Here is a 24,048-nt window from a genome sequence, read left to right as displayed (position 1 = left end):
AGCCGGGAGAGGCTTTCGGGTTTATCTGCTGAAGGAGGGTTCGTGATGGGTGTTTCGTGGATTGGGGTGGTCGGCGGCGCGGGGGTCTTGGCGCTGCTCTTTGCCTTCGTGGCGACCGGCAAGATCAACGCGTTTAAGGTGGAAAACGACCGGATCAACGAGCTTTCCGGCATCATCCAAAAGGGCGCCATGGCGTTCCTCTATCGGGAATACAAGGCCCTGGTCCCCTTCGTCCTTCTGGTGGCGGCCCTGCTGGCCTTCAAGATCAACGTGCCTAATGCGGTGTGCTTCGTGAGCGGTGCCCTCTGCAGCGCCCTGACGGGCTACGTGGGGATGCGGGTGGCCACCAAGTCCAACGGCAAGACCGCCTACGGCGCCTCCCAGGGCATGAACTCCGCCCTGCGGATTGCCTTCACCGGCGGCAGCGTCATGGGCATGACGGTGGTGGGTGTGGGCATCCTGGGCATCGTGGGGATGTACGTCCTCTACGGGGACGCCAACGTCATCGCCAGCTTCGGCTTCGGCGCCAGCTCCATCGCCCTCTTCGCCCGGGTGGGCGGGGGCATCTACACAAAGGCGGCGGACGTGGGGGCGGACCTGGTGGGTAAGGTGGAGGCGGGCATCCCGGAGGACGACCCCCGGAACCCTGCGGTCATCGCGGACAACGTGGGGGACAACGTGGGGGACATCGCCGGCATGGGGGCGGACCTCTTCGAGTCCTACGTGAACTCCATCATCGCCGCCATGGCCGTGGGTGCCCTGCTCTTCGGGGTGGCTGGGGTTGCCTACCCCCTGTTCCTGGCGGCCATCGGCATCGTGGCCTCTATCCTGGGCACCTTCTTCGTCCGGGTGAAGGAGGGAGGAGATCCCCAGTTCGCCCTGCGCATGGGTCTCATCTCCACGGGTCTCTTCATGATCCTGGGGGCCTTCTTCGTCACCCGCTGGATCTTCGATGACCTGACCCTCTTCTGGGCGGTGGTGGGCGGCGTGGCCTCCGGGGTCATCATCGGCTACATCACCGAGATCTACACCTCCTCCAGCTACGGTTCCGTCAAGGAGATCGCCAACGCCTCCAACACCGGGGCGGCCACGAACATCCTGGCGGGCATCGGCGTGGGCATGAAGTCCACGGGCTGGCCGGTCCTGTTCATCTGCGCCGCCACCCTGGTGGGGGTGCACTTCGGCGGTCTCTACGGCATCGCCTGCGCCGCCGTGGGCATGCTGGCCATCACCGGCATGGCCCTCTCCGTGGACGCCTATGGCCCCATCGCGGACAACGCCGGGGGCATCGCGGAGATGAGCGGTCTGCCTCACGAGGTTCGGAACATCACCGACAAGCTGGATGCGGTGGGCAACACCACTGCTGCCATCGGCAAAGGGCTGGCCATCGGATCCGCCGCCCTCACCGCGTTGGCCCTCTTTGTGGCCTACGCCCAGGCGGTGAAGCTGGACACCATCGACCTGAAGGACCCGAAGGTCATGGTGGGGCTCTTCATCGGTGGCCTGCTGCCCTTCCTCTTCAGCGCCCTCTCCATCCAGGCGGTGGGCCGGGCGGCCCAGAAGATGATCGACGAGGTGCGCCGCCAGTTCCGGGAGATCCCGGGCATCATGGAGGGGACCGGCAAGCCGGAGTACGAGCGCTGCGTGGACATCTCCACCGCTGCGGCCCTGCGGGAGATGGTGATCCCCGGGCTCATGGCGGTGGTGGTTCCTGTGGTGGTGGGGCTGATCCTGGGTGCGGAGGCCCTGGGCGGGCTTCTGGGCGGTTCCATCGTCACCGGCGTCATGATGGCCATCTTCATGGCCAACGCCGGGGGCGCCTGGGACAACGCCAAGAAGTACATTGAAGAGGGGCATCACGGCGGCAAGGGGACTCCGGCCCACGCCGCGGCGGTGGTGGGGGACACGGTGGGGGATCCCTTCAAGGACACCGCGGGTCCCAGCCTGAACATTCTCATCAAGCTCATGTCCGTGGTGGCCCTGGTTCTGGCCCCCCTGTTCTCCTAAGAACGGAGCCACGGATCCGCGTCCTCTCCGATCTCGCGTCGGCGGGGCCCCCCTTGTCCGGGGGGAAGACAGGCACGTCCGCCGCAGGGGAGAGCGTCGCTCTCCCCTGCGGTTTTCCATCTCGAAGGGGGTCGGGTCTTGAACGATGAGGTACGCCGTATCAAGGAACGCCTCGATCTGGTGGAGGTGGTGGGAGACTACGTCAAGCTCCGCAAGGCGGGGAAGAGCTTCGTGGGGCTCTGCCCCTTCCATCAGGAGAAGACCCCTTCCTTTTCCGTCTCCCGGGAGCGGCAGACCTACCACTGCTTCGGATGCGGGGCGGGGGGGGACGTGTTCCGGTTTCTCATGGAGATGGAAGGGTGGACCTTTCCCCAGGCCCTGGAGGTCCTGTCCGCCCGGACCGGGGTGGTCCTGGAGCATCGGGGCCGTCGTCGAGAGGAGGGAGGGGACGTTCTGGAGGAGGCCCTGGCCTTCTACCGGGCCTCCCTGGGGGCCTCGGAAGGAGAGGCTGCTCGGGCCTACCTTCGGAGGCGAGAGCTGCCGCAGGAGGCCTGGGAGCGCTTCGAGCTGGGGTGGTCCCTTCCGGCGTGGCGGTCCCTGGAGGACCACCTGCGCCGTCAGGGGCTGAATCTGCGGGACGCGGTGGAACGAGGCCTCTTGGTGGAAGGGCCCAAGGGGACCTACGACCGTTTTCGGGGTCGGGTGATGTTCCCCATCCGCTCCGAAACGGGGAGACTTCTGGGGTTCGGCGGACGCCTGGTGGACGGGGAAGGGGCCAAGTACGTCAACAGTCCCGAAAGCCCCCTCTTCGAGAAGCGCAAGGTCCTCTATCTGCTGCCTCAGGCCAAGAGGGCCATCCGGGAGAAGGGGAGCGCCCTGGTGGTGGAGGGGTATCTGGATGCCATCCGGTGCCATCTGAACGGACACCCCGAGGCGGTGGCCTCCCTGGGAACGGCCTTCACGGAGGAACAGGCGGATCTGTTGGCCCGACAGGCGGACCGCTGCCTGATCTGCTTCGACACGGACGCGGCGGGACAGGAGGCGGCCCTCAAGGGTATGTACGTCCTGCGGAGGAAGGGGTTGGACGTGCGGGTGGTGCGGCTTCCCAAGGGCAAGGATCCCGACGAGCTGCTTCGGGATCCCCAGGGCGCGGAGGCCTTCGAGGGAGCCCTGACGGAGGCCCTTCCCCTCCCCCGTTTCCACGTGGCGGCCCGAAGGAAGTGGCTGGAGGATCCCCAGGAAAGGAAGCGGGGGCTGGAGGAGGTCCTCGGGGGGATCGCGTCCCTTTCGGTGCTGGACGTCCGCCCCAGCCTTCCCGACGTGGCGGCGGACCTGGGACTGCTTCCCCACGAGCTGGAGGCCCTGCTTCGCCAGCGGGGGTGGGGAGGCGTTTCGGAAAAGAGGCCCCCCTTTCCCCCCCGATCCGGGGAGAGGGGAGAAGGCATTTTTCCCCCCCCCGGCGTATCTATCCATGAGAGTGGGGAAGAGGAACCCGCCCCGGACCCTTGGGAGGCGGCCCTGTGCCACCTTCTCTGGTCCCGGGAGGGGTCCCGGTCCTCCTCCGCCCCGGAGGGGGTTCTTCCCCTTCTGCGTTCCGAGTGCGCCCGAGCGGTGGCCTCGGCCCTCCTCTGCGGGGAGAGTCCGGAGGAGCTGGAGGCGCGGTGGCTCCAGACGGGGGACCAACGGTCTGCGGCATTGTTGGCCCTGGGGGGAGCCTTTCTGGAGGAGTTGTACCTGGAGGAATCCCCGGAGGAGGAAGTGCTTCGCCAGCTCAGGCTTCGGGAGTGGCGACGGAGGTACGAGGAGCTGCACCGGAGGGTGGTGCGCAAGGAGAGCCTCTCGGAGGAAGAAAGAAAGGACTATGTCGCCATGGCGGCGAAGATCAAGAGGGGGGAGAAACGGTCCTATGAGCGAAAAGCGCCCTAAGGGGACGGCGCAGGCGCAGCCCGAGAACGCTCCTGTCCAGGAGCCCGTTGCTGCGGACGACATGATGGACTACATCGACAACGTCCGGGAACTGCTCCACGAGGGGCGGGAAAAGGGCTTCGTCACCTACGAGGACATCGAGAAGCACCTTCCCAAGGAGGTCCTCTCGGCGGACGTGCTGGACAACCTGTACTTCAACCTCATGGAACTGGGCATTGAGGTGATGGAGGAGGCCAAGACCCGAGAGGAAACGCCGGCGGACGAGCCCCTCCCTCAGGCCACCTACCAGGAGGAGATGGGGGAGCTGGAGGACCTGCCCCTGTCCGACCCGGTGCGGATGTATCTGCGGGAGATCGGCAAGATCCCCCTCCTGACGCCGGAGGAGGAGGTGGAGCTGGCCAAGGGGGTGGAGGCAGGACACGCCCCCTCCAAGGCGAAGCTCGTGGAGGCGAACCTGCGGCTGGTGGTGAGCATTGCCAAGAAGTACATCGGCCGGGGCATGCTCTTTCTCGACCTGATCCAGGAGGGAAACCTGGGGCTCATCCGGGCGGTGGAGAAGTTCGACTACCGGAAGGGCTACAAGTTCAGCACCTACGCCACCTGGTGGATCCGCCAGGCCATCACCCGTGCCATCGCCGATCAGGCCCGGACCATCCGCATTCCCGTCCACATGGTGGAGACCATCAACAAGCTCATCCGGGTGTCCCGGCAGTTGGTGCAGCGCCTGGGTCGGGAGCCCACGGCGGAGGAAATCGCCGGGGAGATGGAGATCCCTGCGGAGCGCGTGGAGGAGATCCAGCGCATCGCCCAGGAGCCCGTTTCCCTGGAGACCCCCATTGGCGAGGAAGAGGACAGCCAGCTGGGGGATTTCCTGGAAGACAAGGACCTCCCCAGCCCGGAGGAGGCGGCGGCAAGCCAGATTCTCCGGGAACAGCTGGAGGAGATGCTGGAGGATCTGACCGACCGGGAGAGGGAGGTCCTGCGTCTCCGGTTCGGCCTGGAGGACGGACACCCCCATACCCTGGAGGAGGTGGGGAGGCGCTTCGGGGTCACCCGGGAGCGCATCCGACAGATCGAGGCGAAGGCGCTCCGCAAGCTGCGGCATCCCAGCCGGAGCAAGAAGCTCCGGGATTTTCTGGAGTAGGGGGCACCATGGAGCTCGCTGGGGAGCATGCCTCGGCGACGGAGACTTTAGGAAGAGGAAGGGGCGGGTGCAACGTGGTCAGGACGGTGGCGAAACGAGTGCTGGAGCAGTGTCAAGGGCAAGATCCGATTCTCTCCGTCTACGTGGATGCGGACCGCACGCGCAAATCTCCCAAGGAGACCCTGATCGACCTGAAGAACCAGGCCCGGGCGGCTCGGGAGCAATCCTCCCCCCTGGGCGAGGAAGGTTGGAAGAAGCTGGAGGGGGTTTTCGACTCCCTGGCCCTGCGCCTTGAGGGCTTCGCGGGAGAGGGAGTCCCCCGGGGTGTGGCTCTCTTCGCCTCCCCCCGCAGCGGAGTCCTGGAGACCGTGGATCTGCCTTCCTCCCCCAAACCCTCGGTGGACCTGCGGGGGGAGCCCCGGATCCTGCCCCTGTTGGAGGCCCTCTGCCCCTACCGGGACAGCTGGATCCTCGTCCTGGACCGCCAGCAGTCCACTTTCTACCGCACCCACGGAGAGCGGCTGACCCTTCAGTGGGAAATGGGGGAGGAGCTGCCCCGGAAGGTGCGGGATGCGGGGTACCAGGGGGGGGAGGAACGGAGGCTGGAGCGCCGGGTGGACGAGACCCTCCAACGGCATCTGCGCTCTGTGGCCGCCCGGCTTCGGGAGCTGAATGACCAACGTCCTGCGGAAAGGGCCTGGGTTCAGGTCCACCGGGATCTGGCGGAGGAGACCCTCCGAGCCCTGGGGAGCATCCCCTCCCTTCCCGCGCGTTGGCTTCAGGGGTGCCGCGAGGGAACCCACCGGGGAGAGCTTCTGGAGGAGGCCCGGACGGAGGCGCTGCGGTGCTTCTTCGAGGAGGGGGAAGAGCTGGTCTCCCGCATTCTGGAGGAATCCTCCGCCGGGGGGACGGCGACCTTGGGACTGAGGTCCGTTCTCGCCGCCTCCAATCAAGGGGCGGTGCACCAGCTGGTTCTGGAGGAGCAGGAAGTCCGAAACGGCAAAAGGTGTCCCGCCTGTGGGGCCCTGGGCCTGGACGAGACGGAATGCCCCCTGTGCGGCACCTTCATGCAGGAGGAAGCGGACCTCTGGGAGGTCCTGGCGAGGCGCGTCCTGGAGAGGGATGGGGAGGTTCTGGTCCTGGGGCGTCCCTCCGCCCTTCGGGATCACGATGGCCTGGGTGCCCGCCTGCGCTTTGCCCTTTAGGAAAAGGGCGGTGCCTCAGGGTCGAACGCGTCGGACGTCTCGTTGCACCTCCTCCGGCACCTCTGCTATACTGCCAGCGAGCTTGTTAATGGAGGGGCAAAAGTGCGATTGGATCGTTTTCTCAAACTCGCGCGGATCGTGAAGCGTCGCACCGTCGCCCAGGAGATGGTGGACATCGGGGCGGTTCGAGTCAACGGCAGGGGAGCGAAGCCGTCCGCGGCGGTGAAGGCGGGAGATCTGCTGGAGGTCGCCTTTCCGAATCGGGTGCTTGCCCTGCGCGTCCTGACGGAGGATGAAGGGTCCCTCAAGAGAGGCCAGCCCTGTTTTGAAGTGGTGGAAGAGCGTCGGGTGGACCGGGAGGAAAAGCCCTGGTAGCCGGACGGCTCTTCTGGATTTACTCTGCCTCAGGAACACGACCAACCCAATGGAGGTGTGTGCAATGAAGCGAGCTGTGAGCACCAACAAGGCGCCCGGAGCCATCGGCCCCTACAGTCAGGGAATCGCCGCCGGTCCTTTCTGGTTCTTCTCGGGGCAGACTCCCCTGGAGCCCTCCACCGGGGAGATTGTCTCCGGGGACGTGGCCGTTCAGGCGGACCGGGTGCTTCGGAACATCCAGGGACTCCTGGAGGCGGAGGGGCTGACCTTTGACGACGTGGTGAAGGTGACGGTGTTCGTCACCGACATGGCCGCCTTCGGGGCGGTGAACGAAGTTTACAAGGGCTTCTTCGGCAAGGTCCCCCCGGCCCGTTCTTTCGTGGCCGTGGCCGGTCTGCCCAAGGGGGCTCTGGTGGAGATCGAGGTCGTGGCCTACAAAGCCTGAGAGCTTCACGACCAGGGGTGCGTGGACGGGGGAGAGGTGCGGGATGAAGGTTGCGGAACCGACGGTGGAACGGCTCGTCCAGTACTACCGTCTTCTGGGACAGCTTCACGAGGAAGGTCGTCGCGTCGTCTCCTCCCAGCAGATCGGGGAGATGCTGGGAATCAAGGCGAGCCAGGTTCGCAAGGATCTTTCCTACTTCGGGGAGATCGGCAAGCGCGGGGTGGGGTACCACGTGGACCGGCTCTACGAGCACGTCATGACCATCCTCTCCCCGCCTCGGGTCTGGCGGATCGCCCTGGCGGGAGTGGGGCATCTGGGGGCAGCGCTGCTGGGTCACACGGCCTTCAAGAGCGAGAAGTTCCACATGGAGGCCCTGTTCGACGTGGACCCGGAAAAGGCGGGCCGGGAAATCCTCGGGGTGCCGTGCTACCCCTTCGAGGACATGGCCGCGGTCATGGGGGAGAAGAAGATCGAGGTGCTCATCCTCTCGGTTCCCGCGGCGGCGGCCCAGGCCTGCGTGGACAAGGCCGTGGAGAGCGGCACGGTACGGGGCATCCTCACTTTTGCTCCCACCACGGTGGTGGTCCCGGAGGGGCTTCTGGTGTACAGCGTGGATATTTCCGTGGAACTGGAAAAACTTCTTTTCTATCTCAAGGAGAAGGAAGAGAGGTAGCTGTTTGATTCCTGCGCCCATGGTACAATAATCCCCGTGCGCCCGCACCGGCGGTGAGGGCGCACGTTTCCGTGTGAAGACCAGAAGGAGGGGGTTCTCTTGGGTAACGCGCAGCAGGGTGGAATCATGGGTATGCTGTTGCCGCTGGCGCTCTTCGTCGTCATCTTCTACTTCCTCATCGTGCGGCCTCAGAAGAAGAAGCAGAAGGCCCACGACCAGATGCTGGCATCCATCGGCCGAGGGGATACGGTGGTCACGGCGGGGGGCTTCTTCGGGGTGGTCCGGGAACTCCTGGACGACAGTTACATCATCGAGGTCGCCGAGGGTGTCAAGATGCGGATCCTCAAAGGATCCATCTCCGTGAAGCGTGGCCCGGAGGACAAGCAGCCCCCCAAGAAGGGCCCGAAGGAAAAGGACGTCCCGGAAAAGACCCAGGAAGAAAACGTCTCTTCCGAGGAAGCCCCTTCCAAGGAAGAGTAAGGATGACCCCGGGGAAGCCGGGCATGATCGGGCTTCAGCGGCTGGTTTGCCCCTGGAGCTTCCTTTCGGAAGAGGAGGACGGAGGACCATGTTGAAAAGGGATCGTTGGCGGCTGCTTCTTGTGGTGGCCGTCGCCGCTGCGGCGGCCCTGGTGGTGTTCCCCATCCAGGGGCGCGTGCGGCTGGGGCTGGACCTGAAAGGGGGAGCCCACATCGTCCTGCAGGCGGTGGGCACGCCGGAAAGCCCCATCACTGAGGACAGCATCCAACGCCTCCTGGCGGTGCTGCGCAACCGGATCGACCAGTATGGAGTCACGGAACCGGTCATCCAGAGGCAGGGCAAGGACCGGGTGGCGGTGGATCTTCCCGGCGTGGCGGACCCGGAGGCGGCCCTGGATCTCATCGGACGCACCGCCCTGCTGGAGTTCCGCAAGGTGGAAGGGGTCTCCCCGGAGGTTCCCCCCGGGCCGGAGCGGAAGAACTACGACAGCGACGCTTCCTTCGAGCAGGCCAAGACCCGGTGGGCCGCCGCCAAGGCGGAAGTGGACCGGGTGGCGGAGGAGATGAAGGCCCAGGTCGCAGGCAAGCCGGGTATGCAGGTGGCTCGGGACGAGGAGGGGCGGGTCTACCTCCTCGGGCCGGTGTACGTGGCGGGGAAGGACCTCAAGGATGCCCGCACGGCCTTCGACCAGTTCAGCCGTCCCGTGGTCTCCCTGAAGTTCAACAAAGAGGGGGCCCGCCTGTTCGACGAGGCCACCGCAGCCAACGTGGGCAAGCAGATCTCCATCGTCCTGGACGGCATCGTGGTCTCCGCCCCGGTGGTCCAGGAGCGGATCAGCGGCGGGGAGGCCCAGATCTCCGGTCGCTTCTCCGAGTCCGAGGCCCAGAGGCTTTCCATCATGCTTCGGGCCGGGGCGTTGCCGGTGAAGGTGGAGGTTCTGGAGAACCGCTCCGTGGGGCCCACCCTGGGGGCGGACTCGGTGCGGGAAGGGATCAAGTCCGGGCTTATCGGAGCAGGCCTCGTGGTGGTCTTCATGCTCCTGTACTACGGGATCCTGGGGATCGCGGCGGACCTGGCCTTGGGAATTTCCCTGCTCCTGGTGATGGCGGGGATGATCCTTATGCAGTCCACTCTGACCCTGCCGGGCATCGGCGGGATCATCCTCACCATCGGGATGGCGGTGGACGGCAACATCCTCATCTACGAGCGGATGCGGGAGGAATACCGGTCCGGGAAGACCCTTCTGGCGGCGTTGGACGCCGGGTTCAGCAAGGCCCTGGTGGTCATCCTGGACTCCAACATCACCACCCTCATCGCCGCGGGGGTTCTCTTCTACTTCGGCTCCGGTCCCATCCGGGGCTTCGCCGTGACCCTGAGCATCGGCGTCGTGGCGGCGGTGTTCTGCAACGTGGTGGTGACCCGGGCGATCCTGCAGATGATGCTGGCCCGGAAGCGCAGCCTGGCGCTGTAGCCTTCCCTTCTGAGGAGCATACGACATGTTCGATACTTCCAAGTGGCACATTCCGTTCATGAAATACCGGCGTCTCGCCCTGGGGATCAGCTGCGCACTCATGGTCCTGAGCCTGGGCTTGGTGATCGCCAAGGGGCTGAACCTGAGCGTGGACTACACCGGCGGGATCCTCCTGCAGGTGGAGTTCCCCGCGGCGGTGGAGGTGGGGCAGGTCCGGGAGGCTTTGGCGGGGGTGGGGCAGGGACAGGCGACCATCCAGGCCTACAGCGACCGGGGGGTCATCGTGCGCTTCCAGTCCCAGTCCGGCGAGAACCGCAAGCAGGTCCTGGGGGCCCTGGGCCAACGGTTCGGCAAGATCCAGGTGCTCCGCCTGGAGACCGTGGGCCCCGTGGTGGGGGAAGAGCTGCGCCAGCAGGCCTTCGTGGCGCTGATCCTCGCCCTGGGGGGCATCCTGGCCTATATGGCCTTCCGATTCCAGTTCCGCTTCGGCATGGCGGCGATCTTCTCCCTGCTTCACGACGTGATCCTGATGCTGGGGGTGTACAGCCTCACGGGGAAGGAGGTGGGGGTGTCCTTCATCGCCGCCATCCTCACCGTGGTGGGCTACTCCCTCAACGACTCCATCGTGGTTCTGGACCGGGTCCGGGAGAACTGGAAGGAACTGCGGGGCAAGGGGATCGTGGACCTGGTGGACGAATCGGTCAACCAGACCCTTTCCCGGACCATCAACACCTCCCTCACCACCCTCCTGCCCGTTCTGGCCATGTACTTTCTGGGGGGAGAGGTCATCTCCAACTTCGCCTTCGCCTTCCTGGTGGGGATCACCGTGGGGACCTACAGCTCCATCTACATCGCCAGCGCGGTGGTGGCGGAGTGGTATCTCCGCTCCCCGAAGTACTGATCCTTCGGTTTCCGTTCCTCCGTTCGATCCCGTGGGAGGGGCCTCGGCCCCTCCCTTTTGTGTGCAGGAAGAAGGAACAACCCCAGTGCCCGCGCTCCTCTTGGGCCACCGCAAGGACTGGGGTATGATGGTGGGGCAACGCAAACTCGCAGTGTGAGGAGGAACCCCCATGAAGAGCTACACTCTGGCGGTGGCCTTGGCGATGCTGCTCTCGGCTCTGTACGCTTTCCAAAATCCCGGGGACGTGACGGTGCGTTTCCTCCTGTACGAACGGACGGTGCCCCAGGGGCTGTGGGAGGTGCTGCTCTTCTCCTCCGGAGTGGTGCTGATGTGGCTCTTTTCCCTGGGGGCCCTGCTGGAGGTCCGCAAGAAGTACCGCAGCCAGCTCAAGGCGGCGGAGAAGCGGGCGGAAGGTTTGGAGGAGGAACGGAAATCCCTGCTTGCGGCGTTCCAGCATCGAAACGGGCAGGAGGTCCTTCCCCAGCCCGCCGCCGATCCTTCCTTCGCTGGCGTTTCCCTCGCCGATCCGGCCCCCCTGGAGGCCTCCGAGGAAGGAATGCAGGGACACCCTTGATCCTCGCCCACGCCCCGGAGGAAATCCGGGTCCACCAGGTGGATGAGGCGACGTGCCTCCTGGCCCGTCGCCTCGGTCTTTCTCCCTTCCTCGTCGGACTCCTTCGCCTGCAGGACCCCGAGTTCGGGAGCGCTTCGGAGGGGCTCCCCGGCTGGCTGTCCCCGGACCTGGAAGGGCTGCTGCGTGCCCTGCCCCTGACCCCCTCGGAACGGAAGGCTCGGGAACTCTTCGAGGCGCTGCCTCCGGGAGGACGGGCGGTGGTCTACGGGGACTACGACGTGGACGGCCTGACCTCCACCACCCTGGCCCTGGAGCTGTTGCTCCTGCGGGGTGCCTCGGTGCGCTACTTCATCCCCCATCGCTTCAACCAGGGATACGGGTTCCACGAGTCGGTGGTGCGCACCATCGCCAGTCGGGGGTGCGATCTCCTGGTGGTGGTGGACTGCGGCACCAAGGATTTGGAGGCGGTGCGGGAAGCCCGAAGGGCGGGCATTCCCGTGGCCATCTTCGACCACCACCAGGCCGGGGAAGTGCTGCCGGAGGATGCGGTCCTGGTGAACCCCCACGCGGAGCCGGCATCCTCCCCCGCCGCTCGCCAGCTGTGCGCCGCGGGGGTGTTGTGGGCCTGGGCCTCCCGGACCGAGGCGGCTCCTCGGGAGTGGTTGGAGGAGAGGCTGGACCTGGTCTGTCTGGCGACCCTGGCGGACTGCGTCAGCCTGAAGAACCCCCTGAACCGAAGCCTGGTCCGGAGGGGGCTTCAGGTCCTTCGTTCCGCCCCCAGGCGAGGGCTTCGCCTGCTGCTGGAGAAGTTGGATCTCCAGGCCCCGAAGGTGGACGAGGAGGACCTGACCATGAAGGTGATCCCCTGCCTCAATGCCGCAGGCAGGCTGGACCTGGCGGAGCAGGCGGTTCGTCTCCTCCATCCCGGGGACGAGCCACTGGACCCCTTGGTGCGGAACCTGGTAGACCTGAACCAGAAGCGCCGCTTCCTCTCCGGGCAGGTGCACCGGGATGCCCGAGGAGACGGGGACCACCACGTCCACCAGGGAAACGACTGGCCCGTAGGGGTCTTGAGCAGCGTGGCCAGCCGCCTGTGCAGCGAACGGGGGCGTCCGGTGGCCCTGGTGGCCCCCACGGGGACGCAGCTTCGGGGGACCCTGCGGATGCCCGAGGGCGGGGGTGGGGATGCGGTGGCGGTCCTCCAGGAACTGTCCTCGGATCTGGCGGCATGGGGAGGGCACCGGCAGGCGGCGGGTTTTGCCGTGGAACCGGGGCTTTGGGGGAAGGTCCGTCCCCGGTTGGAGCAGCTTCTCCGGGACGTTCCCCTCCTTTCTGAGCCCTTGCACGTCCTGGCCTGGCCCCTGGAGGCATTGACGCCGGAAGCGTGGGCGGAGGCGGAGGTGCTGCGCCCCTTCGGCATGGGCAACCCCTCCCCGCTCTTCCTGGATGCGGGGGGCGCGATCCCCTCGGTGCAGCCCCTGGGCAAGACGGGCAAGGTGTTCAAGGTCCTCCTGGGGCGCTGTGAACTGGTGGCCTTCGATGAGGAGCGGCTTCTGGAGCGGGTGATCCCCCAGGGGTGGATCTACCGCCCCAGGCAGGAGGTCTGGCGTGGGCGCAGGCAGCTTCGTCTCTACCTGGAGCGGATCGTCCAGGGAGCCCCCGTCGGAAGCGCTGCGGGGGGGTGTGTCGGATGAGCGAATCCCAGCTTCCTCCGTCCTCGGGGGTGGTGCGTCCCAAGAGCTCCTTCGCCCAGGACCGGGCGCTGCGAAACCTCATGGAGAGCTTCGTGGGGCGCCTGCCGGAGGACCATCGGGTCAGCTCCGTCCGCTTGGTGCTGCAGGAACTCTGGTCCAAGGCGGCCCGCTACCTGGACAAGGAGGATCTCCTGCGCCTCGGGGAGGCCCTGGTGTTCGCCGCGGAAGCCCACAGGGAGCAGAAACGCCACAGCGGGGAGCCCTACGTGGTCCACACCATCAGCGTGGCCTCCATCCTGGCGGACATGGAGCTGGACGTGGAGACCCTTTCCGCGGCGTTGCTCCACGACGTGCTGGAGGACACCCCCGTGGGGGATGCGGTCCTGAAGGAGCGGTTCGGGCCGGAGGTCCTGACCCTGGTGGACGGGGTCACGAAGCTGGGGAAGCTGCCCTTCAAGTCCATCGAGGACTACCAGGCGGAGAACCTCCGGAAGATGTTCCTGGTGATGGCCAAGGACATCCGGGTGGTACTCATCAAGCTGGCGGACCGGCTGCACAACATGCGGACCCTCCAGGCCCACCGGCGGGACAGACAGCTGGCCATCGCCAAGGAGACCCTGGAGATCTACGCGCCCCTGGCGCACCGCCTGGGGATCTACCAGGTGAAGCGGGAGCTGGAGGACCTGTCCTTCAAGATCCTGGACCCGGAGATCTACTACGAGATCCGCCGCCGGGTCCGCAAGAAGCTCCCGGAGCGGGAGGCCATCATTAAGCAGGCCCTGGACATCCTCCAGCAGCGGCTCCTGGAGGAGGGGGTAGAGGCGTCCCTGAACGGGCGCCCCAAGCACTTCTACAGCATCTACGAAAAAATGCGTCGGAAGAACCTCTCCCTGGACCAGCTCTACGATCTTTTGGCCCTCCGGGTGGTGGTGGGGGGGCTTGCGGAGTGCTACCAGGTCCTGGGGCTGGTGCACACCATCTGGAAACCCATCCCGGGGCAGTTCGACGACTACATCGCCAACCCCAAGAGCAACATGTACCAGTCCCTCCACACCACCGTGCTGGGCCCCAGCGGGGAACCCCTGGAGGTGCAGATCCGCACCTGGGAGATGCATCGCCTGGCGGAGTACGGCATCGCCGCCCACTGGCACTACAAGGAAGGCAAGCAGCGGGTGAACCAGCTGGATCGGCGCCTCACCTGGATCCGCCAGGTCCTGGAGTCCCAGCAGGACGGTTCGGAGCCCACGGAGTTCCTGGACAACCTGAAGACCGACGTGCTCTCCTCGGAGGTGCTGGTGTTCACCCCTAAGGGGGAGGTGGTCTCGGTTCCCCACGGGTCCACCCCCATCGACTTCGCCTATACCATCCACACGGAGGTGGGGCATCGGTGCGTGGGGGCCATGGTGAACGGGCGGATCGTCCCCATGGACCACGTCCTCTCCAACGGAGACATCGTGCGCATCCTCACCTCCCCCCAGGGCAAACCCTCCCGGGACTGGCTCAAGATCGCCCGAAGCAACCGAACCCGCAACAAGATCCGGGCCTACTTCCGCCAGCAGGATCGGGCGGAGCGGGAGGAACGCCTGGTCCGGGGGAGGGAGCTTCTGGAGCGGGAGATCGTCCGGCGCTACCCCAACAAAGAGGTGACCCTGGAGGGGCTTATGCCCCAGATCAACCACATCGGCCACGAGCTGGGGTACGGCGGGGGAGAGGACCTCATCCTGGCGGTGGGAGGAGGCAACCAGACCCCCCAGGGGGTGTTGGCCCGCTTGGGGGTGGATCGGCCCCACGGGGGCGGGGAGGAGACGAAGAAAGAGATCCTGCCCCCGCCCCGCAAGGAAGTGGATGCGGAGATCGTGGTGGAGGGGGCGGAAGGGGTGTTGGTCTCCCTGGCCCAGTGCTGCCGTCCCGTGCCCGGAGACCCCATTACGGGCTGCGTCACCAAGAGCCGGGGCATCACCATCCACCGGGGGGACTGTCCCAACGTCACCGCCAAGGGGGGGGACCGCCTGGTCACCGTGGCCTGGGGCAACCCGAAACAGTCCCGCTACGTGGCCCGGGTCTGCCTGGAGGGGGTGGATCGTCCGGGTTTCTTCTCCGACGTCACCCAGGCCATCGGCGCTGCGGACGGCGGGGTGGTGGGGATCAAGGCCAGCGTGGCGGGGGGCACCCGGGCCCGGATGAGCGTGGAGGTGCAGGTGCGGGACGTGGAGCACCTTTACCGGGTCATGGCCCGGCTGAGCGGGCTCAACGGGGTGCAGGAAGTGCAGCGGGGGTGAGAGCTTGAGGGTGGTGCTGCAGCGGGTCCTCTGGGCTCGGGTTTTCGCGGAGGGGGTCCGGACGGGGGAAATCGGCCCGGGCTTCTGCCTTCTGGTGGGGATCACCCACGGGGACGGCCCCAAGGAAGTGGAGTGGATGGCCGAGAAGGTGGTCCACCTGCGGGTCTTCGAGGATCAGGAGGGGAAGCTGAACCGATCCCTTCTGGACGTGGGGGGCTCGGTGCTGGCGGTGTCCCAGTTCACCCTGTACGGGGACTGCCGCCGGGGGCGGCGTCCCTCGTTCACCGAGGCGGCCCGGCCCGAGGAGGCGGCGGGGGTGTATGAAGCCTTCGTGGAGGCCCTGAGGAGCAAGGGGCCGGAGGTCCAGACCGGGGTTTTCCAGGCCCTGATGCGGGTGGAGCTGGCCAACGACGGCCCCGTCACCCTGATCCTGGAGACCGAGAGGAGCGAATGAGGATGGAGATCAAACGGTTCCCCCTGGGAGCCCTGTGGACCAACGGCTACCTGGTCTGGGACGAGGGGGGGCATGCCTTCCTGGTGGACCCGGGGGGGGAGGCCTCGGAGGTCCGGGCCTTCCTGGAGGATAAGGGGCTGACCCTGGAGTGGATCGTTCTCACCCACGGCCACGGGGACCACATCGGGGGACTGCCGCAGATGCGCCCCCTCTCCCGGTGCGGCGTGGCGATCCATCGGGGCGATGCGGACATGTTGCTGGAACCGGGGAAGAACCTCTCCACCTTCATGGGGGAGCCCCTGTCCTTCGATCCGGCGGAACGGATCCTGGCGGACGGGGAAGAGCTGGCGGTGGGGAGCCTGACCGTCCGGGTGATCCACACCCCCGGCCACACCCCCGGAGGGATCTGCCTCCTGGTGACGGAAGGGGAGGAACGGGTCCTCTTCGCCGGGGACACCCTCTTCGCCCGAAGCATCGGCCGGACGGACCTGCCGGGGGGGAGCGAAGAGCTTCTGGAGGCCTCCCTTCGGGTTCTGGCGGAGCTTCCCGACGAACTGCGGGTCCTTCCCGGCCACGGCCCGGAGACCCGCATCGGGGAGGAGCGGCGGAACAACCCCTTCTGGCCCCGCTGAGGCTGATGCCATGCGGATTCGCCAGCTTCTTCCCCAGGACCGCCCCCGGGAGCGCCTCCTGGCCGAGGGGGCCTCGAACCTCTCCGCCCCGGAGCTCTTGGCGGTGCTTCTGCGCACCGGGACTCGGGATCGGGACGCCCTGCAGACCGGAGCAGCTCTCCTGGAGACCTACGGGGGGCTTCGGGGACTGGCCCGCATCCCCGCCGGAGAGCTGACGGGTTTCTCCGGCCTGGGACCCGCCAAGGCCGCGGTGCTGTGCGCCGCCCTGGAGCTGGGCTGCCGCCTCAGACGGGAGGAACGGGAGCCCGAGACGTCCTGGCGGGATCGGTTGCGCGACCGGGCCCTGCGCGTGGAGGAGGAAGAACGGGAGTGGGTGGGGGCCCTGTTCCTGGACCCCAAGGAACGTTGTCTGGACGAACAGGTGGTCTCCTACGGCGGCCTCGACGGGGCCTTCGTGGACCTGCGTTTCCTCTGGCGGCGGGCGGTGCGCCTGGACGCGGCCCGGGTGGTGCTGTGGCACAACCACCCCTGCGGGGATCCCCGGCTCAGCGAGGAGGACCGGGCCCTGACGAAGCACTGCAGGGAGTGCCTCCGGTTTCTGGGGATCGAGCTTGCGGGGCACTATGTCCTGGCGGGAGGGGCGTTCTGGGGAGAGGAGGACGGTCCCCCCGTCTTGTGACCCAACTTCCCTTGCGGTATGCTCAACCTAAAGGAAGTCTCTCGGGAACCGAAAGGTTCCCTTTTACTATGTCGCGCCCTTTGGACGGACGGCGTCACGCGTCCTTGCGGGGGTCGAGCGGAGGGGTTCGGGTGTTCAAGTTCCTTGCAGGATGGTTCAGTCGGGATGTGGGGATCGATCTGGGGACCGCCAACGTGGTGGTCTACGTGGAGAACAAGGGCGTGGTGCTCAACGAGCCCTCGGTGCTGGCCACGCGGAAGTCCGGGCGGAAGGGCCAGAAGGAGATCCTGGCCATCGGGATGGAAGCCAAGAGGATGATCGGCAAGACCCCCGCGGGGGTGGAGACGGTGCGTCCCCTTCAGCACGGGGTCATCGCGGACTTCGAAATGACGGAGAACCTCATCCAGCACGTGATGGTCCGGGCGAACCAGGGGCGGCGGCTTTTCGTGCACCCCCGGGTGGTGGTGTGCGTGCCCGCCTGCGTCACGGAGGTGGAGAAGCGGGCGGTGGTGGACGCCACCCTGGGGGCGGGAGCCCGGGAGGCCTTCGTGGTGGAGGAGCCTCTGGCGGCGGCCCTGGGCACGGGGCTGCCCATCCACGAGCCTCGGGGCAACATGATCGTGGACATCGGGGGCGGAACCAGCGAGGTGGCGGTGCTTTCCCTAGGGGGCATCGTCATCAGCCATTCCCTTCGAGTGGCGGGGGACGAGATGGACAACGCCCTGGTGGCCATGATGCGGCAGAACTACACCCTCTCCATCGGGGAGACCACGGCGGAGGAGATCAAGTTCGCCCTGGGTTCCGCCGCGCCCCTGGAGCAGGAGCTGGAGATGGAGGTCAAGGGGCGGGATCTCATGGACGGATTGCCCAAGGTGGTCCGGGTCTCCTCCGTGGAGGTCCGGGAGGCCCTGTCCCCCATCATCGAACGCATCGAGGACATGCTCCGCATGGCCCTGGAGAAGACCCCGCCGGAGCTGGTCAAGGACATCGTGGATCAGGGGCTCATGCTCACCGGGGGCGGAGCCAACCTCCGGGGGCTGAACCTTCGACTGGCGGACGCTCTGAACGTGCCGGTGCACCTGGCGGAGCAGCCCCTCTTCTCCGTGGCCTTGGGGTTGGGGAAGATGCTCCAGAGCATGGACCTGACCAGAAAGATCACCGTCTCCGTCGAGGGCGGCGGAGCGTAGGGGCCTTCCGGTCCCCCCCTTCATGCGTCGCCTGGAATCCCTCTGGTTTCACGGTGCTCTGGCCGCCGTCGCGGGACTGATCCTTGCCTGGAGCAGCTTCCACGCTCCCTGGTCCCGTCCTGCGGTGGACCTGGTGGGGCAGAGCCTTTCCTGGCCCGAGCGCCCCATGCTGGAGCTGCGCATGGTGGCCCAGGGCTTCACCTCCTGGGTGGCGGAGCGCAAGACCCTCAAGGAGCGACTGCTGGACCTGGAGACGGAGAACCTGGCCCTGCGGCGCAGGCTGGAGGTGCTGGCGGAACCGGTGCCCCCCCGAACGGGCTCTCTGGTGGGGGCCAAGGTGACCCTGCGGTACCCCGAAGCGTGGTGGAGCGAGGTCCGGGTGGACCGGGGATCTCGGGACGGGGTCGTCCTGGGGGCGCCCGCTGTTTCGGAGGGTTACCTCATCGGCACGGTGGACCGGGTGGGGAAGGATTACGCCTGGGTACGTCTCCTGACCTCCTCCGAATCCCTGCTGGCCATGGTGGTGGAGGATACCCGGGACCTGGGCGTCCTGGCGGGGGACGACCGGGGCAACGTGTGGCTTCAGTACATCCCCGCGGAAAAACGGCTGGAACGGGACATGCGTCTCTCCACCGCCCTGGTGGGCGAAGCGGTCCCTCCGGGCATCCCCGTGGGGCGGATCTGGTCCCCCGGGCGAGCCAGCGGGGGATTCCAGCTCTACCGGGTGGTGCTGGGAGCCCACCTGACCCAGCTCTATACCCTGGAGATCCTGATCCCCCCGGGAGAGACCCCATGATCCTCCTGGCGGGACTCTGGCTTCTGCAGGACCTGATGCAGGTCCTCTTCCTGGGCTTCTTCGTGGTGCCGGATCTCTTCTTCCTGGGAGTCCTCCAGCGGGCCCTCCGGGAGGAGGATGCCCGGGACCTCCTCCCACGATGGGTCTGGTTCGCCTTCTTCGGCGGCCTGCTCTGGGACCTCCGTTGGACCAGCGTTCCGGGCATCACCGCGGCCATCCAGGCAGGAGCCCTCACGGTGGCTTCCGCTCTGTGGTACCGGACCCCCATGGCGGGGAGGACCCCCATGCTCTGGATCCTCATGGCGGGGATCGCCCACCTGGGGTTGGGGGCCGCCCGGTTTCTCCTGTGGGGGGATCGGAGCGCCGCGGCCTTTCGCCTCCTGGCGATCCAGCAGCTCACCGCCCTGCCCCTCGTCCTCGGTTTCTCCCTGATCCTGCTGTGGCGTCGAAAAACCCATGACTAAAGGGTTCGAGCGGCTCTCCATGGACCAGCGCCTGGAGCGGGTGCGGGTGCTGGCGGTGGTGCTTCTCCTGACTCTGATGGGAGGATTGGGGTACTTTCAGGTCCTTCGGGCGGATCGCTACGTGGAGCTGGCCTCCCGTAACCGGCTGCGTCTGGTGCGCCTGCTGCCCCCTCGCGGGGTGATCACCGACGTCAACGGAGCGCCCCTGGCGGTGAACGTGCGGACCTTCGACGTCAAGGGGTACCCTATGGATCTCCAGAAGCCCGAGAACCGGAAGCGGGTGGTGGAGCTGTTTCGGCGGAAGGGCTTTCCCCTGGACGAGGCCACCTTGACGGAGATGGTGGAGAAGCAGTACGTGGCCCCCTACCGGGCGGTGAGCCTGGCGAACAACCTGACCCTGGCCCAGGTGGCGGACCTGGTGGCGGATCCGGAGTTTTCCTCCCTCCTGTTTCCCTTTCCGGTCTGGCGACGGGTCTACCCGGCGGGGGCCCTGGTCTCCCACGTCACGGGGTTCGTGGGGGAGATCACCCGGGAGGAGCTGGAATCCGCTGCGGATGCCCGGTATCAGGGGGGGGACGGGGTCGGGAAGACGGGGATCGAGGCGTTCTACGAGGGACGCCTTCGGGGGGACGTGGGGGAAGAGGCGGTGGAGGTGGACTCCCGAGGGCGACGGCTGCGGGAGGTTTCCCGGCGGGAGCCTGCCCGGGGAGAGGACCTTCGTCTCACTCTGGATCTGGGAGCCCAGAGGGTGGCGGCGGAACTCATGGGAAACGAGAAGGGGGCCCTGGTGGTCCTGGACGTGCAGGACGGAGGGGTGAAGGTCCTCTACTCCTCCCCCACCTTCGACCCCAACCCCCTCACCTGGGGCATCTCCTCCCGGGAGTGGAACGATCTGCTCAAGGACCCCGCCCGACCCATGATGGACCGGTGCGTGAGCGGGACCTACCCCCCCGGATCCACCTTCAAGGCCGTCACCACCATCGCCGCTCTGGAGGAAAACGTGGTGAACAACCACACCACCGTCTACTGTCCGGGGTACTATACCCTGGGTAACCGGACCTTCAAGTGTTGGAAGCACTCCGGTCACGGGTCGGAGAACCTGCTGGAGGCCATCCGGGATTCCTGCGACGTGTTCTTTTATCAGACCGGAGTGTGGCTGGGCATCGAACGGCTCCTGAAGTGGTCCGCCATCCTGGGGGTGGGTTCTCCGTCGGGGATCGACATCCCCGGAGAGGCGTCGGGCAACCTGGCCGGTCCCGCCTGGAAGAAGAAGCGCTTTCGGGAGCCCTGGTACAAGGGAGACACGGTGAACTACTCCATCGGCCAGGGGTTTCTTCTCATGACTCCTCTTCAGCTGGCCCGGGTGTACGCCGCCGTGGCCAACGGAGGGCACCTGGTGATTCCCCACTTGAACTCCCGGGAGCGCTTCCCCCGCAAGGACCTTCGAATCCCTCAGTCGGGGCTTCGGTCCCTCCAGAGAGGGTTGGAGGAAGTGGTGCGAAGCGGAACGGGCAAGCGGGCGGGAGCCTTCGGGGTGACCGTGGCGGGCAAGACCGGGACGGCCCAGAACCCCCACGGGGACGACCACGCCTGGTTCGTGGGCTACGCCCCCGTGGAACGCCCCCGGTTCGTGGCGGTGGCTCTGGTGGAGGGGGGAGGGCACGGATCTTCCGTGGCCGCTCCCCTGGTGGGTAAAATTCTCTCGTATCTGGTGCAGCATGACCGCAAAGGAGGCACGGGACCATGATCCAACTCAAGGGAACCGCCGAGGCCCTTCGGTGCGTCGTCCCCGAGACCATCCCGGAGGCGGACCTGCCCGGGGAGCTTTCCCGCGTCCTGGCGGAAGGGGCTCACATGCTCTCCGGCGCCAAGGTGGTGCTGGACTTTCAGGGACGCAACCTCTCGGGTGGGCTGTTGCAGCGCATCCTGGAGGGGTTCGTCTGGCCCGGGGGCATGACGGTCCTGTCCTGGAAGAGCCTGGACGGGGCGACCCTGGAACGGTTCAAGGCGGCGGGGCTGCCCGTGGGGGAACCCGTCTCCTCGGTCCGAAAGGGGCAGGGACTTCAGCCTGCCCTGTGTCTGCGCCGGTCCCTGCGTTCCGGACAGCGGGTGGAGCATCGGGGGGACGTGGTGGTCTGCGGCCACGTCAACGACGGGGCGGAGGTCTTCGCCCTGGGGCACGTGGTGGTGCTGGGCCGCCTTCAGGGCCTGGTGCATGCGGGCATGGAGGGGGACGACGAGGCTACGGTCTCCGTGCGGGTGTTCGAGGCCACCCAGGTGCGCATCGGCTGCCGGGTGGGCTCCATGGATCGCGGGGCTCCCTGGTGGGGCCATTCGGTGCTTGTCTCGGTGGAGGAGGACTCGGTGGTGGTGGGGGATTGGCCCGGCACCGACGGGGACCTTCGACGAGAGCGTTAGGAGGGATTGTGTTGGGTGCACGGGTGATCGTGGTGACCTCCGGCAAGGGAGGCGTGGGCAAGACCACCACCACCGCGAACCTGGCGGTGGCGTTGGCCAAGAGCGGCCGCAAGGTGGTGGCCATCGACGCGGACATCGGTTTGCGGAATCTGGACCTGGTGATGGGATTGGAGAACCGCATCGTCTACACCCTGGTGGACGTGGCGGAGGGATCCTGCCGGCTTGCCCAGGCCCTGGTGCGGGACAAGCGGGTGGAGAACCTCTTCATGATCCCCGCCGCCCAGACCAGGACCAAGGACGCCATCACGGCGGATCAGATGACCGCCATCTGCGACGAGCTGCGGGAGGACTTCGACTTCGTCTTCGTGGACAGCCCCGCAGGCATCGAGGCGGGTTTCCGCAACGCCGCGGAGGGAGCGGACGAGGCTCTGGTGGTCACCACTCCGGAGGTCTCGGCGGTGCGGGATGCGGACCGCATCATCGGTCTGCTGGAGTCCATGGGCAAAGCCCCCATCCGCCTGGTGATCAACCGGATCCGTCCCCACATGGTCAAAAAGGGGGACATGATGGACGTCTCCGACGTGCTGGACATCCTGGCGGTGGACCTGATCGGGGTGGTTCCGGACGACGACACGGTGGTCACCTCCAGCAACCGGGGAGAGCCCCTGACCCTCGCGGAGCTGTCCCCCGCCGCCCAGGCGTTCTGCAACGTGGCGCGCCGGCTGGACGGGGAGGACGTCCCCCTGCTTTCCTTGGACGCGGCCCAGCAGAAGGGCCTGTTCTCCAAGGTCTGCAAGATCTTCGGGTTCTAGGGGTGTTGACGATGGGGTTTCTGAGTCGTCTGCTTGGCAAGGAGCCTTCGGGAAACACCGCGAAGGAGCGGCTGCAGCTTGTCCTGATCCACGACCGAAGCGACATCTCCCGAGAGACCATGGAGAACCTGCGGCAGGATATCATTGCGGTGATCCGCAACTACATGGAGATCGACGAGAGCCGCATCGAGCTGGATTTGGAGAGGGAGGACCGGTCCGTGGCCCTGGTGGCGAACATCCCGGTGAAGAACGTCCGAAGACGGGGTGCGGCGGGAACGCCGAAGGGAACCAAGGACCCGAAGCATGGCTGATTTCTCTCCGTCCTGGACGGAGATCCGCAAGAACCTGGACCGCCCCCTAGTGGTCCTGACCCTGGGGTTGTTCGTCCTGGGCCTGGTGGCCCTGGTGAGCGCCTCCCTGGGGGTCCGGAGAAACCACCCGGAGTACCCCATGAAACAGCTGTTGTGGGGCCTTCTGGGAGCCCTGGCCTACCTGGGGGTCCTCAAGGTGGGGTATCAGAACTTCCTGAAGCAGGCCGTTCCCCTCTACCTGGGGGCTCTGGGGTTGCTGGTGGCCCTGCTGGTTCTGGGGCACGCCGCCAAGGGAGCTCAGAGCTGGTTCCACCTGGGGCCCTTCCGCCTTCAGCCCTCGGAACTGGGCAAGGTGGCCCTGGGGCTTGTCCTGGCGAAACACTGCAGCCGCGTCCCTCCCGAGACCCCCCGAGCCTTCTTGGGGACCCTGGGGGTGGCGGGGGTGTCCCTGTCCCTCCTGCTGCTTCAACCGGACCTGGGAAGCGCCCTGGTCTACGGGGCCATGACCATGGTCGCCCTGTGGGTCTCCGGGGCAAAGCCCTCCTATCTGGCCTGTCTGGGAGGCGCGGGGCTGTTGGCCTTTCCCTTTGCCTGGCAGGGCCTCAAGACGTACCAGAAGATGCGTCTGCTGGTCTTCCTGGACCCGACCCTGGACCCCCAGGGGGCCGGGTACAATGTCATCCAGTCCCGCATCGCCGTGGGCTCCGGGGGGCTGGTGGGGAAGGGCTTTCTGGCGGGGACCCAGAGCCGTCTGCACTTTCTTCCCGAACCCCACACGGACTTCATCTTCAGCGTCTTTGCGGAGGAGTTTGGTTTTTTGGGGTGCTCCCTGGTGCTCTGCCTGTTCGCCCTGCTTTTCTGGCGCATGATCAAGGTGGCTCTCCAAAGCCGGGACCTTCGGGCCAAGATCCTGGTGGCCACCCTCTCCGCCTGGCTCTGGTTTCAGGTGATGGAGAGCATCGCTATGAGCATGGGGTTGGCCCCCATCACCGGGTTGCCCCTGCCCCTGTTCAGCTACGGAGGCAGCTCCCTGCTGGCGGAAGCCCTGGCCCTGGGGCTGGTGCAGAGCGTCGCCGTGTCCACGGCCCGAGAGCGTTTCGACTGAGCGAGGAACCCCTTGC

General features: G+C 66.7%; 24 protein-coding genes. All 24 read left to right on the top strand.

Annotation, left to right across the window (positions count from 1 at the left end; translation table 11 throughout):
• The first annotated feature begins 45 nt into the window (after window positions 1-45).
• Entirely contained in the window at window positions 46-2,007 is a 1,962-nt protein-coding gene (locus APAU_RS08595; RefSeq protein ID WP_006301339.1) for a sodium-translocating pyrophosphatase, read from the top strand.
• Window positions 2,008-2,145: 138 nt separating this feature from the next.
• Entirely contained in the window at window positions 2,146-3,933 is a 1,788-nt protein-coding gene (dnaG, locus tag APAU_RS08590; protein WP_006301338.1) for a DNA primase, read from the top strand.
• Window positions 3,934-3,994: 61 nt separating this feature from the next.
• A complete protein-coding gene (gene rpoD, locus APAU_RS08585) occupies window positions 3,995-5,077 on the top strand; it encodes an RNA polymerase sigma factor RpoD (protein WP_040345016.1) in 1,083 nt (360 codons plus the stop codon).
• An 86-nt stretch (window positions 5,078-5,163) separates the two neighbouring features.
• Window positions 5,164-6,282 carry a baeRF10 domain-containing protein gene (locus APAU_RS08580; RefSeq protein WP_040345932.1) on the top strand — a complete coding sequence of 373 codons (1,119 nt, stop codon included), beginning with the start codon at window positions 5,164-5,166 and terminating at the stop codon, window positions 6,280-6,282.
• A 102-nt stretch (window positions 6,283-6,384) separates the two neighbouring features.
• Window positions 6,385-6,657, top strand: a complete 273-nt coding sequence (locus APAU_RS08575; RefSeq protein ID WP_006301335.1) for an RNA-binding S4 domain-containing protein — start codon at window positions 6,385-6,387, stop codon at window positions 6,655-6,657.
• Window positions 6,658-6,721: 64 nt separating this feature from the next.
• The gene (locus tag APAU_RS08570) at window positions 6,722-7,102 is read left to right on the top strand and encodes a RidA family protein (protein WP_006301334.1); all 381 of its coding nucleotides are present in this window, start codon (window positions 6,722-6,724) and stop codon (window positions 7,100-7,102) included.
• Window positions 7,103-7,145: 43 nt separating this feature from the next.
• Window positions 7,146-7,775: a redox-sensing transcriptional repressor Rex gene (locus APAU_RS08565; protein WP_006301333.1), complete on the top strand. Its 630-nt coding sequence runs from the start codon at window positions 7,146-7,148 to the stop codon at window positions 7,773-7,775.
• Between the two features lie 99 nt (window positions 7,776-7,874).
• Window positions 7,875-8,255 (top strand): preprotein translocase subunit YajC, encoded by a 381-nt coding sequence (yajC, locus tag APAU_RS08560; RefSeq protein WP_006301332.1) that lies wholly within the window; start codon window positions 7,875-7,877, stop codon window positions 8,253-8,255.
• An 88-nt stretch (window positions 8,256-8,343) separates the two neighbouring features.
• Window positions 8,344-9,726 (top strand): protein translocase subunit SecD, encoded by a 1,383-nt coding sequence (secD, locus tag APAU_RS08555; protein ID WP_006301331.1) that lies wholly within the window; start codon window positions 8,344-8,346, stop codon window positions 9,724-9,726.
• 25 nt (window positions 9,727-9,751) lie between these two features.
• Window positions 9,752-10,627 carry a protein translocase subunit SecF gene (secF, locus tag APAU_RS08550; RefSeq protein WP_006301330.1) on the top strand — a complete coding sequence of 292 codons (876 nt, stop codon included), beginning with the start codon at window positions 9,752-9,754 and terminating at the stop codon, window positions 10,625-10,627.
• A 169-nt stretch (window positions 10,628-10,796) separates the two neighbouring features.
• Complete coding sequence (locus APAU_RS08545; protein ID WP_006301329.1) at window positions 10,797-11,201, top strand: LapA family protein; 405 nt, start codon at window positions 10,797-10,799, stop codon at window positions 11,199-11,201.
• Entirely contained in the window at window positions 11,198-12,895 is a 1,698-nt protein-coding gene (locus APAU_RS14665; RefSeq protein WP_006301328.1) for a DHH family phosphoesterase, read from the top strand. The genes APAU_RS08545 and APAU_RS14665 overlap by 4 nt, the downstream gene beginning before the upstream one ends.
• Complete coding sequence (locus APAU_RS08535) at window positions 12,892-15,174, top strand: RelA/SpoT family protein (RefSeq protein WP_006301327.1); 2,283 nt, start codon at window positions 12,892-12,894, stop codon at window positions 15,172-15,174. The genes APAU_RS14665 and APAU_RS08535 overlap by 4 nt, the downstream gene beginning before the upstream one ends.
• Window positions 15,175-15,178: 4 nt before the next feature.
• Entirely contained in the window at window positions 15,179-15,628 is a 450-nt protein-coding gene (dtd, locus tag APAU_RS08530) for a D-aminoacyl-tRNA deacylase (protein ID WP_006301326.1), read from the top strand.
• A 2-nt stretch (window positions 15,629-15,630) separates the two neighbouring features.
• On the top strand, window positions 15,631-16,260 hold the full coding sequence (locus tag APAU_RS08525) for an MBL fold metallo-hydrolase (protein WP_006301325.1): 630 nt from the start codon (window positions 15,631-15,633) through the stop codon (window positions 16,258-16,260).
• 10 nt (window positions 16,261-16,270) lie between these two features.
• The gene (locus APAU_RS08520; RefSeq protein ID WP_006301324.1) at window positions 16,271-16,939 is read left to right on the top strand and encodes a JAB domain-containing protein; all 669 of its coding nucleotides are present in this window, start codon (window positions 16,271-16,273) and stop codon (window positions 16,937-16,939) included.
• A gap of 131 nt (window positions 16,940-17,070) precedes the next feature.
• A complete protein-coding gene (gene mreB, locus APAU_RS08515; protein ID WP_006301323.1) occupies window positions 17,071-18,126 on the top strand; it encodes a rod shape-determining protein in 1,056 nt (351 codons plus the stop codon).
• A gap of 22 nt (window positions 18,127-18,148) precedes the next feature.
• Window positions 18,149-18,922, top strand: a complete 774-nt coding sequence (gene mreC, locus APAU_RS08510) for a rod shape-determining protein MreC (protein ID WP_006301322.1) — start codon at window positions 18,149-18,151, stop codon at window positions 18,920-18,922.
• The gene (locus tag APAU_RS08505) at window positions 18,919-19,386 is read left to right on the top strand and encodes a hypothetical protein (RefSeq protein ID WP_006301321.1); all 468 of its coding nucleotides are present in this window, start codon (window positions 18,919-18,921) and stop codon (window positions 19,384-19,386) included. The genes mreC and APAU_RS08505 overlap by 4 nt, the downstream gene beginning before the upstream one ends.
• Window positions 19,379-21,133: a penicillin-binding protein 2 gene (gene mrdA / locus APAU_RS08500; RefSeq protein ID WP_006301320.1), complete on the top strand. Its 1,755-nt coding sequence runs from the start codon at window positions 19,379-19,381 to the stop codon at window positions 21,131-21,133. Before APAU_RS08505 ends, mrdA begins: the two co-directional genes overlap by 8 nt.
• A complete protein-coding gene (locus APAU_RS08495) occupies window positions 21,130-21,804 on the top strand; it encodes a septum site-determining protein MinC (protein WP_006301319.1) in 675 nt (224 codons plus the stop codon). The genes mrdA and APAU_RS08495 overlap by 4 nt, the downstream gene beginning before the upstream one ends.
• A gap of 11 nt (window positions 21,805-21,815) precedes the next feature.
• Window positions 21,816-22,616 carry a septum site-determining protein MinD gene (gene minD, locus APAU_RS08490; RefSeq protein ID WP_006301318.1) on the top strand — a complete coding sequence of 267 codons (801 nt, stop codon included), beginning with the start codon at window positions 21,816-21,818 and terminating at the stop codon, window positions 22,614-22,616.
• 11 nt (window positions 22,617-22,627) lie between these two features.
• Window positions 22,628-22,927: a cell division topological specificity factor MinE gene (gene minE / locus APAU_RS08485; protein WP_006301317.1), complete on the top strand. Its 300-nt coding sequence runs from the start codon at window positions 22,628-22,630 to the stop codon at window positions 22,925-22,927.
• Window positions 22,920-24,032 carry a rod shape-determining protein RodA gene (rodA, locus tag APAU_RS08480; RefSeq protein WP_006301316.1) on the top strand — a complete coding sequence of 371 codons (1,113 nt, stop codon included), beginning with the start codon at window positions 22,920-22,922 and terminating at the stop codon, window positions 24,030-24,032. Before minE ends, rodA begins: the two co-directional genes overlap by 8 nt.
• Window positions 24,033-24,048: the final 16 nt, after the last annotated feature.

Source organism: Aminomonas paucivorans DSM 12260 (assembly GCF_000165795.1).
Classification (GTDB): domain Bacteria; phylum Synergistota; class Synergistia; order Synergistales; family Synergistaceae; genus Aminomonas; species Aminomonas paucivorans.
The sequence above is the reverse complement of the archived record's forward strand: the minus strand, read 5'-3'. Positions and strand labels throughout refer to the sequence as shown.

What these genes read in the sequence shown, in the direction of transcription:
- APAU_RS08595 (WP_006301339.1), top strand. Translation starts at nt 46, where the DNA reads ATGGGTGTTTCGTGGATTGGGGTGGTCGGCGGCGCGGGGGTCTTGGCG.
- rpoD (WP_040345016.1), top strand. Translation starts at nt 3,995, where the DNA reads ATGATGGACTACATCGACAACGTCCGGGAACTGCTCCACGAGGGGCGG.
- APAU_RS08570 (WP_006301334.1), top strand. Translation starts at nt 6,722, where the DNA reads ATGAAGCGAGCTGTGAGCACCAACAAGGCGCCCGGAGCCATCGGCCCC.
- APAU_RS08565 (WP_006301333.1), top strand. Translation starts at nt 7,146, where the DNA reads ATGAAGGTTGCGGAACCGACGGTGGAACGGCTCGTCCAGTACTACCGT.
- secD (WP_006301331.1), top strand. Translation starts at nt 8,344, where the DNA reads ATGTTGAAAAGGGATCGTTGGCGGCTGCTTCTTGTGGTGGCCGTCGCC.
- secF (WP_006301330.1), top strand. Translation starts at nt 9,752, where the DNA reads ATGTTCGATACTTCCAAGTGGCACATTCCGTTCATGAAATACCGGCGT.
- APAU_RS08545 (WP_006301329.1), top strand. Translation starts at nt 10,797, where the DNA reads ATGAAGAGCTACACTCTGGCGGTGGCCTTGGCGATGCTGCTCTCGGCT.
- APAU_RS08535 (WP_006301327.1), top strand. Translation starts at nt 12,892, where the DNA reads ATGAGCGAATCCCAGCTTCCTCCGTCCTCGGGGGTGGTGCGTCCCAAG.
- APAU_RS08525 (WP_006301325.1), top strand. Translation starts at nt 15,631, where the DNA reads ATGGAGATCAAACGGTTCCCCCTGGGAGCCCTGTGGACCAACGGCTAC.
- APAU_RS08520 (WP_006301324.1), top strand. Translation starts at nt 16,271, where the DNA reads ATGCGGATTCGCCAGCTTCTTCCCCAGGACCGCCCCCGGGAGCGCCTC.
- mreC (WP_006301322.1), top strand. Translation starts at nt 18,149, where the DNA reads ATGCGTCGCCTGGAATCCCTCTGGTTTCACGGTGCTCTGGCCGCCGTC.
- APAU_RS08505 (WP_006301321.1), top strand. Translation starts at nt 18,919, where the DNA reads ATGATCCTCCTGGCGGGACTCTGGCTTCTGCAGGACCTGATGCAGGTC.
- mrdA (WP_006301320.1), top strand. Translation starts at nt 19,379, where the DNA reads ATGACTAAAGGGTTCGAGCGGCTCTCCATGGACCAGCGCCTGGAGCGG.
- APAU_RS08495 (WP_006301319.1), top strand. Translation starts at nt 21,130, where the DNA reads ATGATCCAACTCAAGGGAACCGCCGAGGCCCTTCGGTGCGTCGTCCCC.
- minE (WP_006301317.1), top strand. Translation starts at nt 22,628, where the DNA reads ATGGGGTTTCTGAGTCGTCTGCTTGGCAAGGAGCCTTCGGGAAACACC.
- rodA (WP_006301316.1), top strand. Translation starts at nt 22,920, where the DNA reads ATGGCTGATTTCTCTCCGTCCTGGACGGAGATCCGCAAGAACCTGGAC.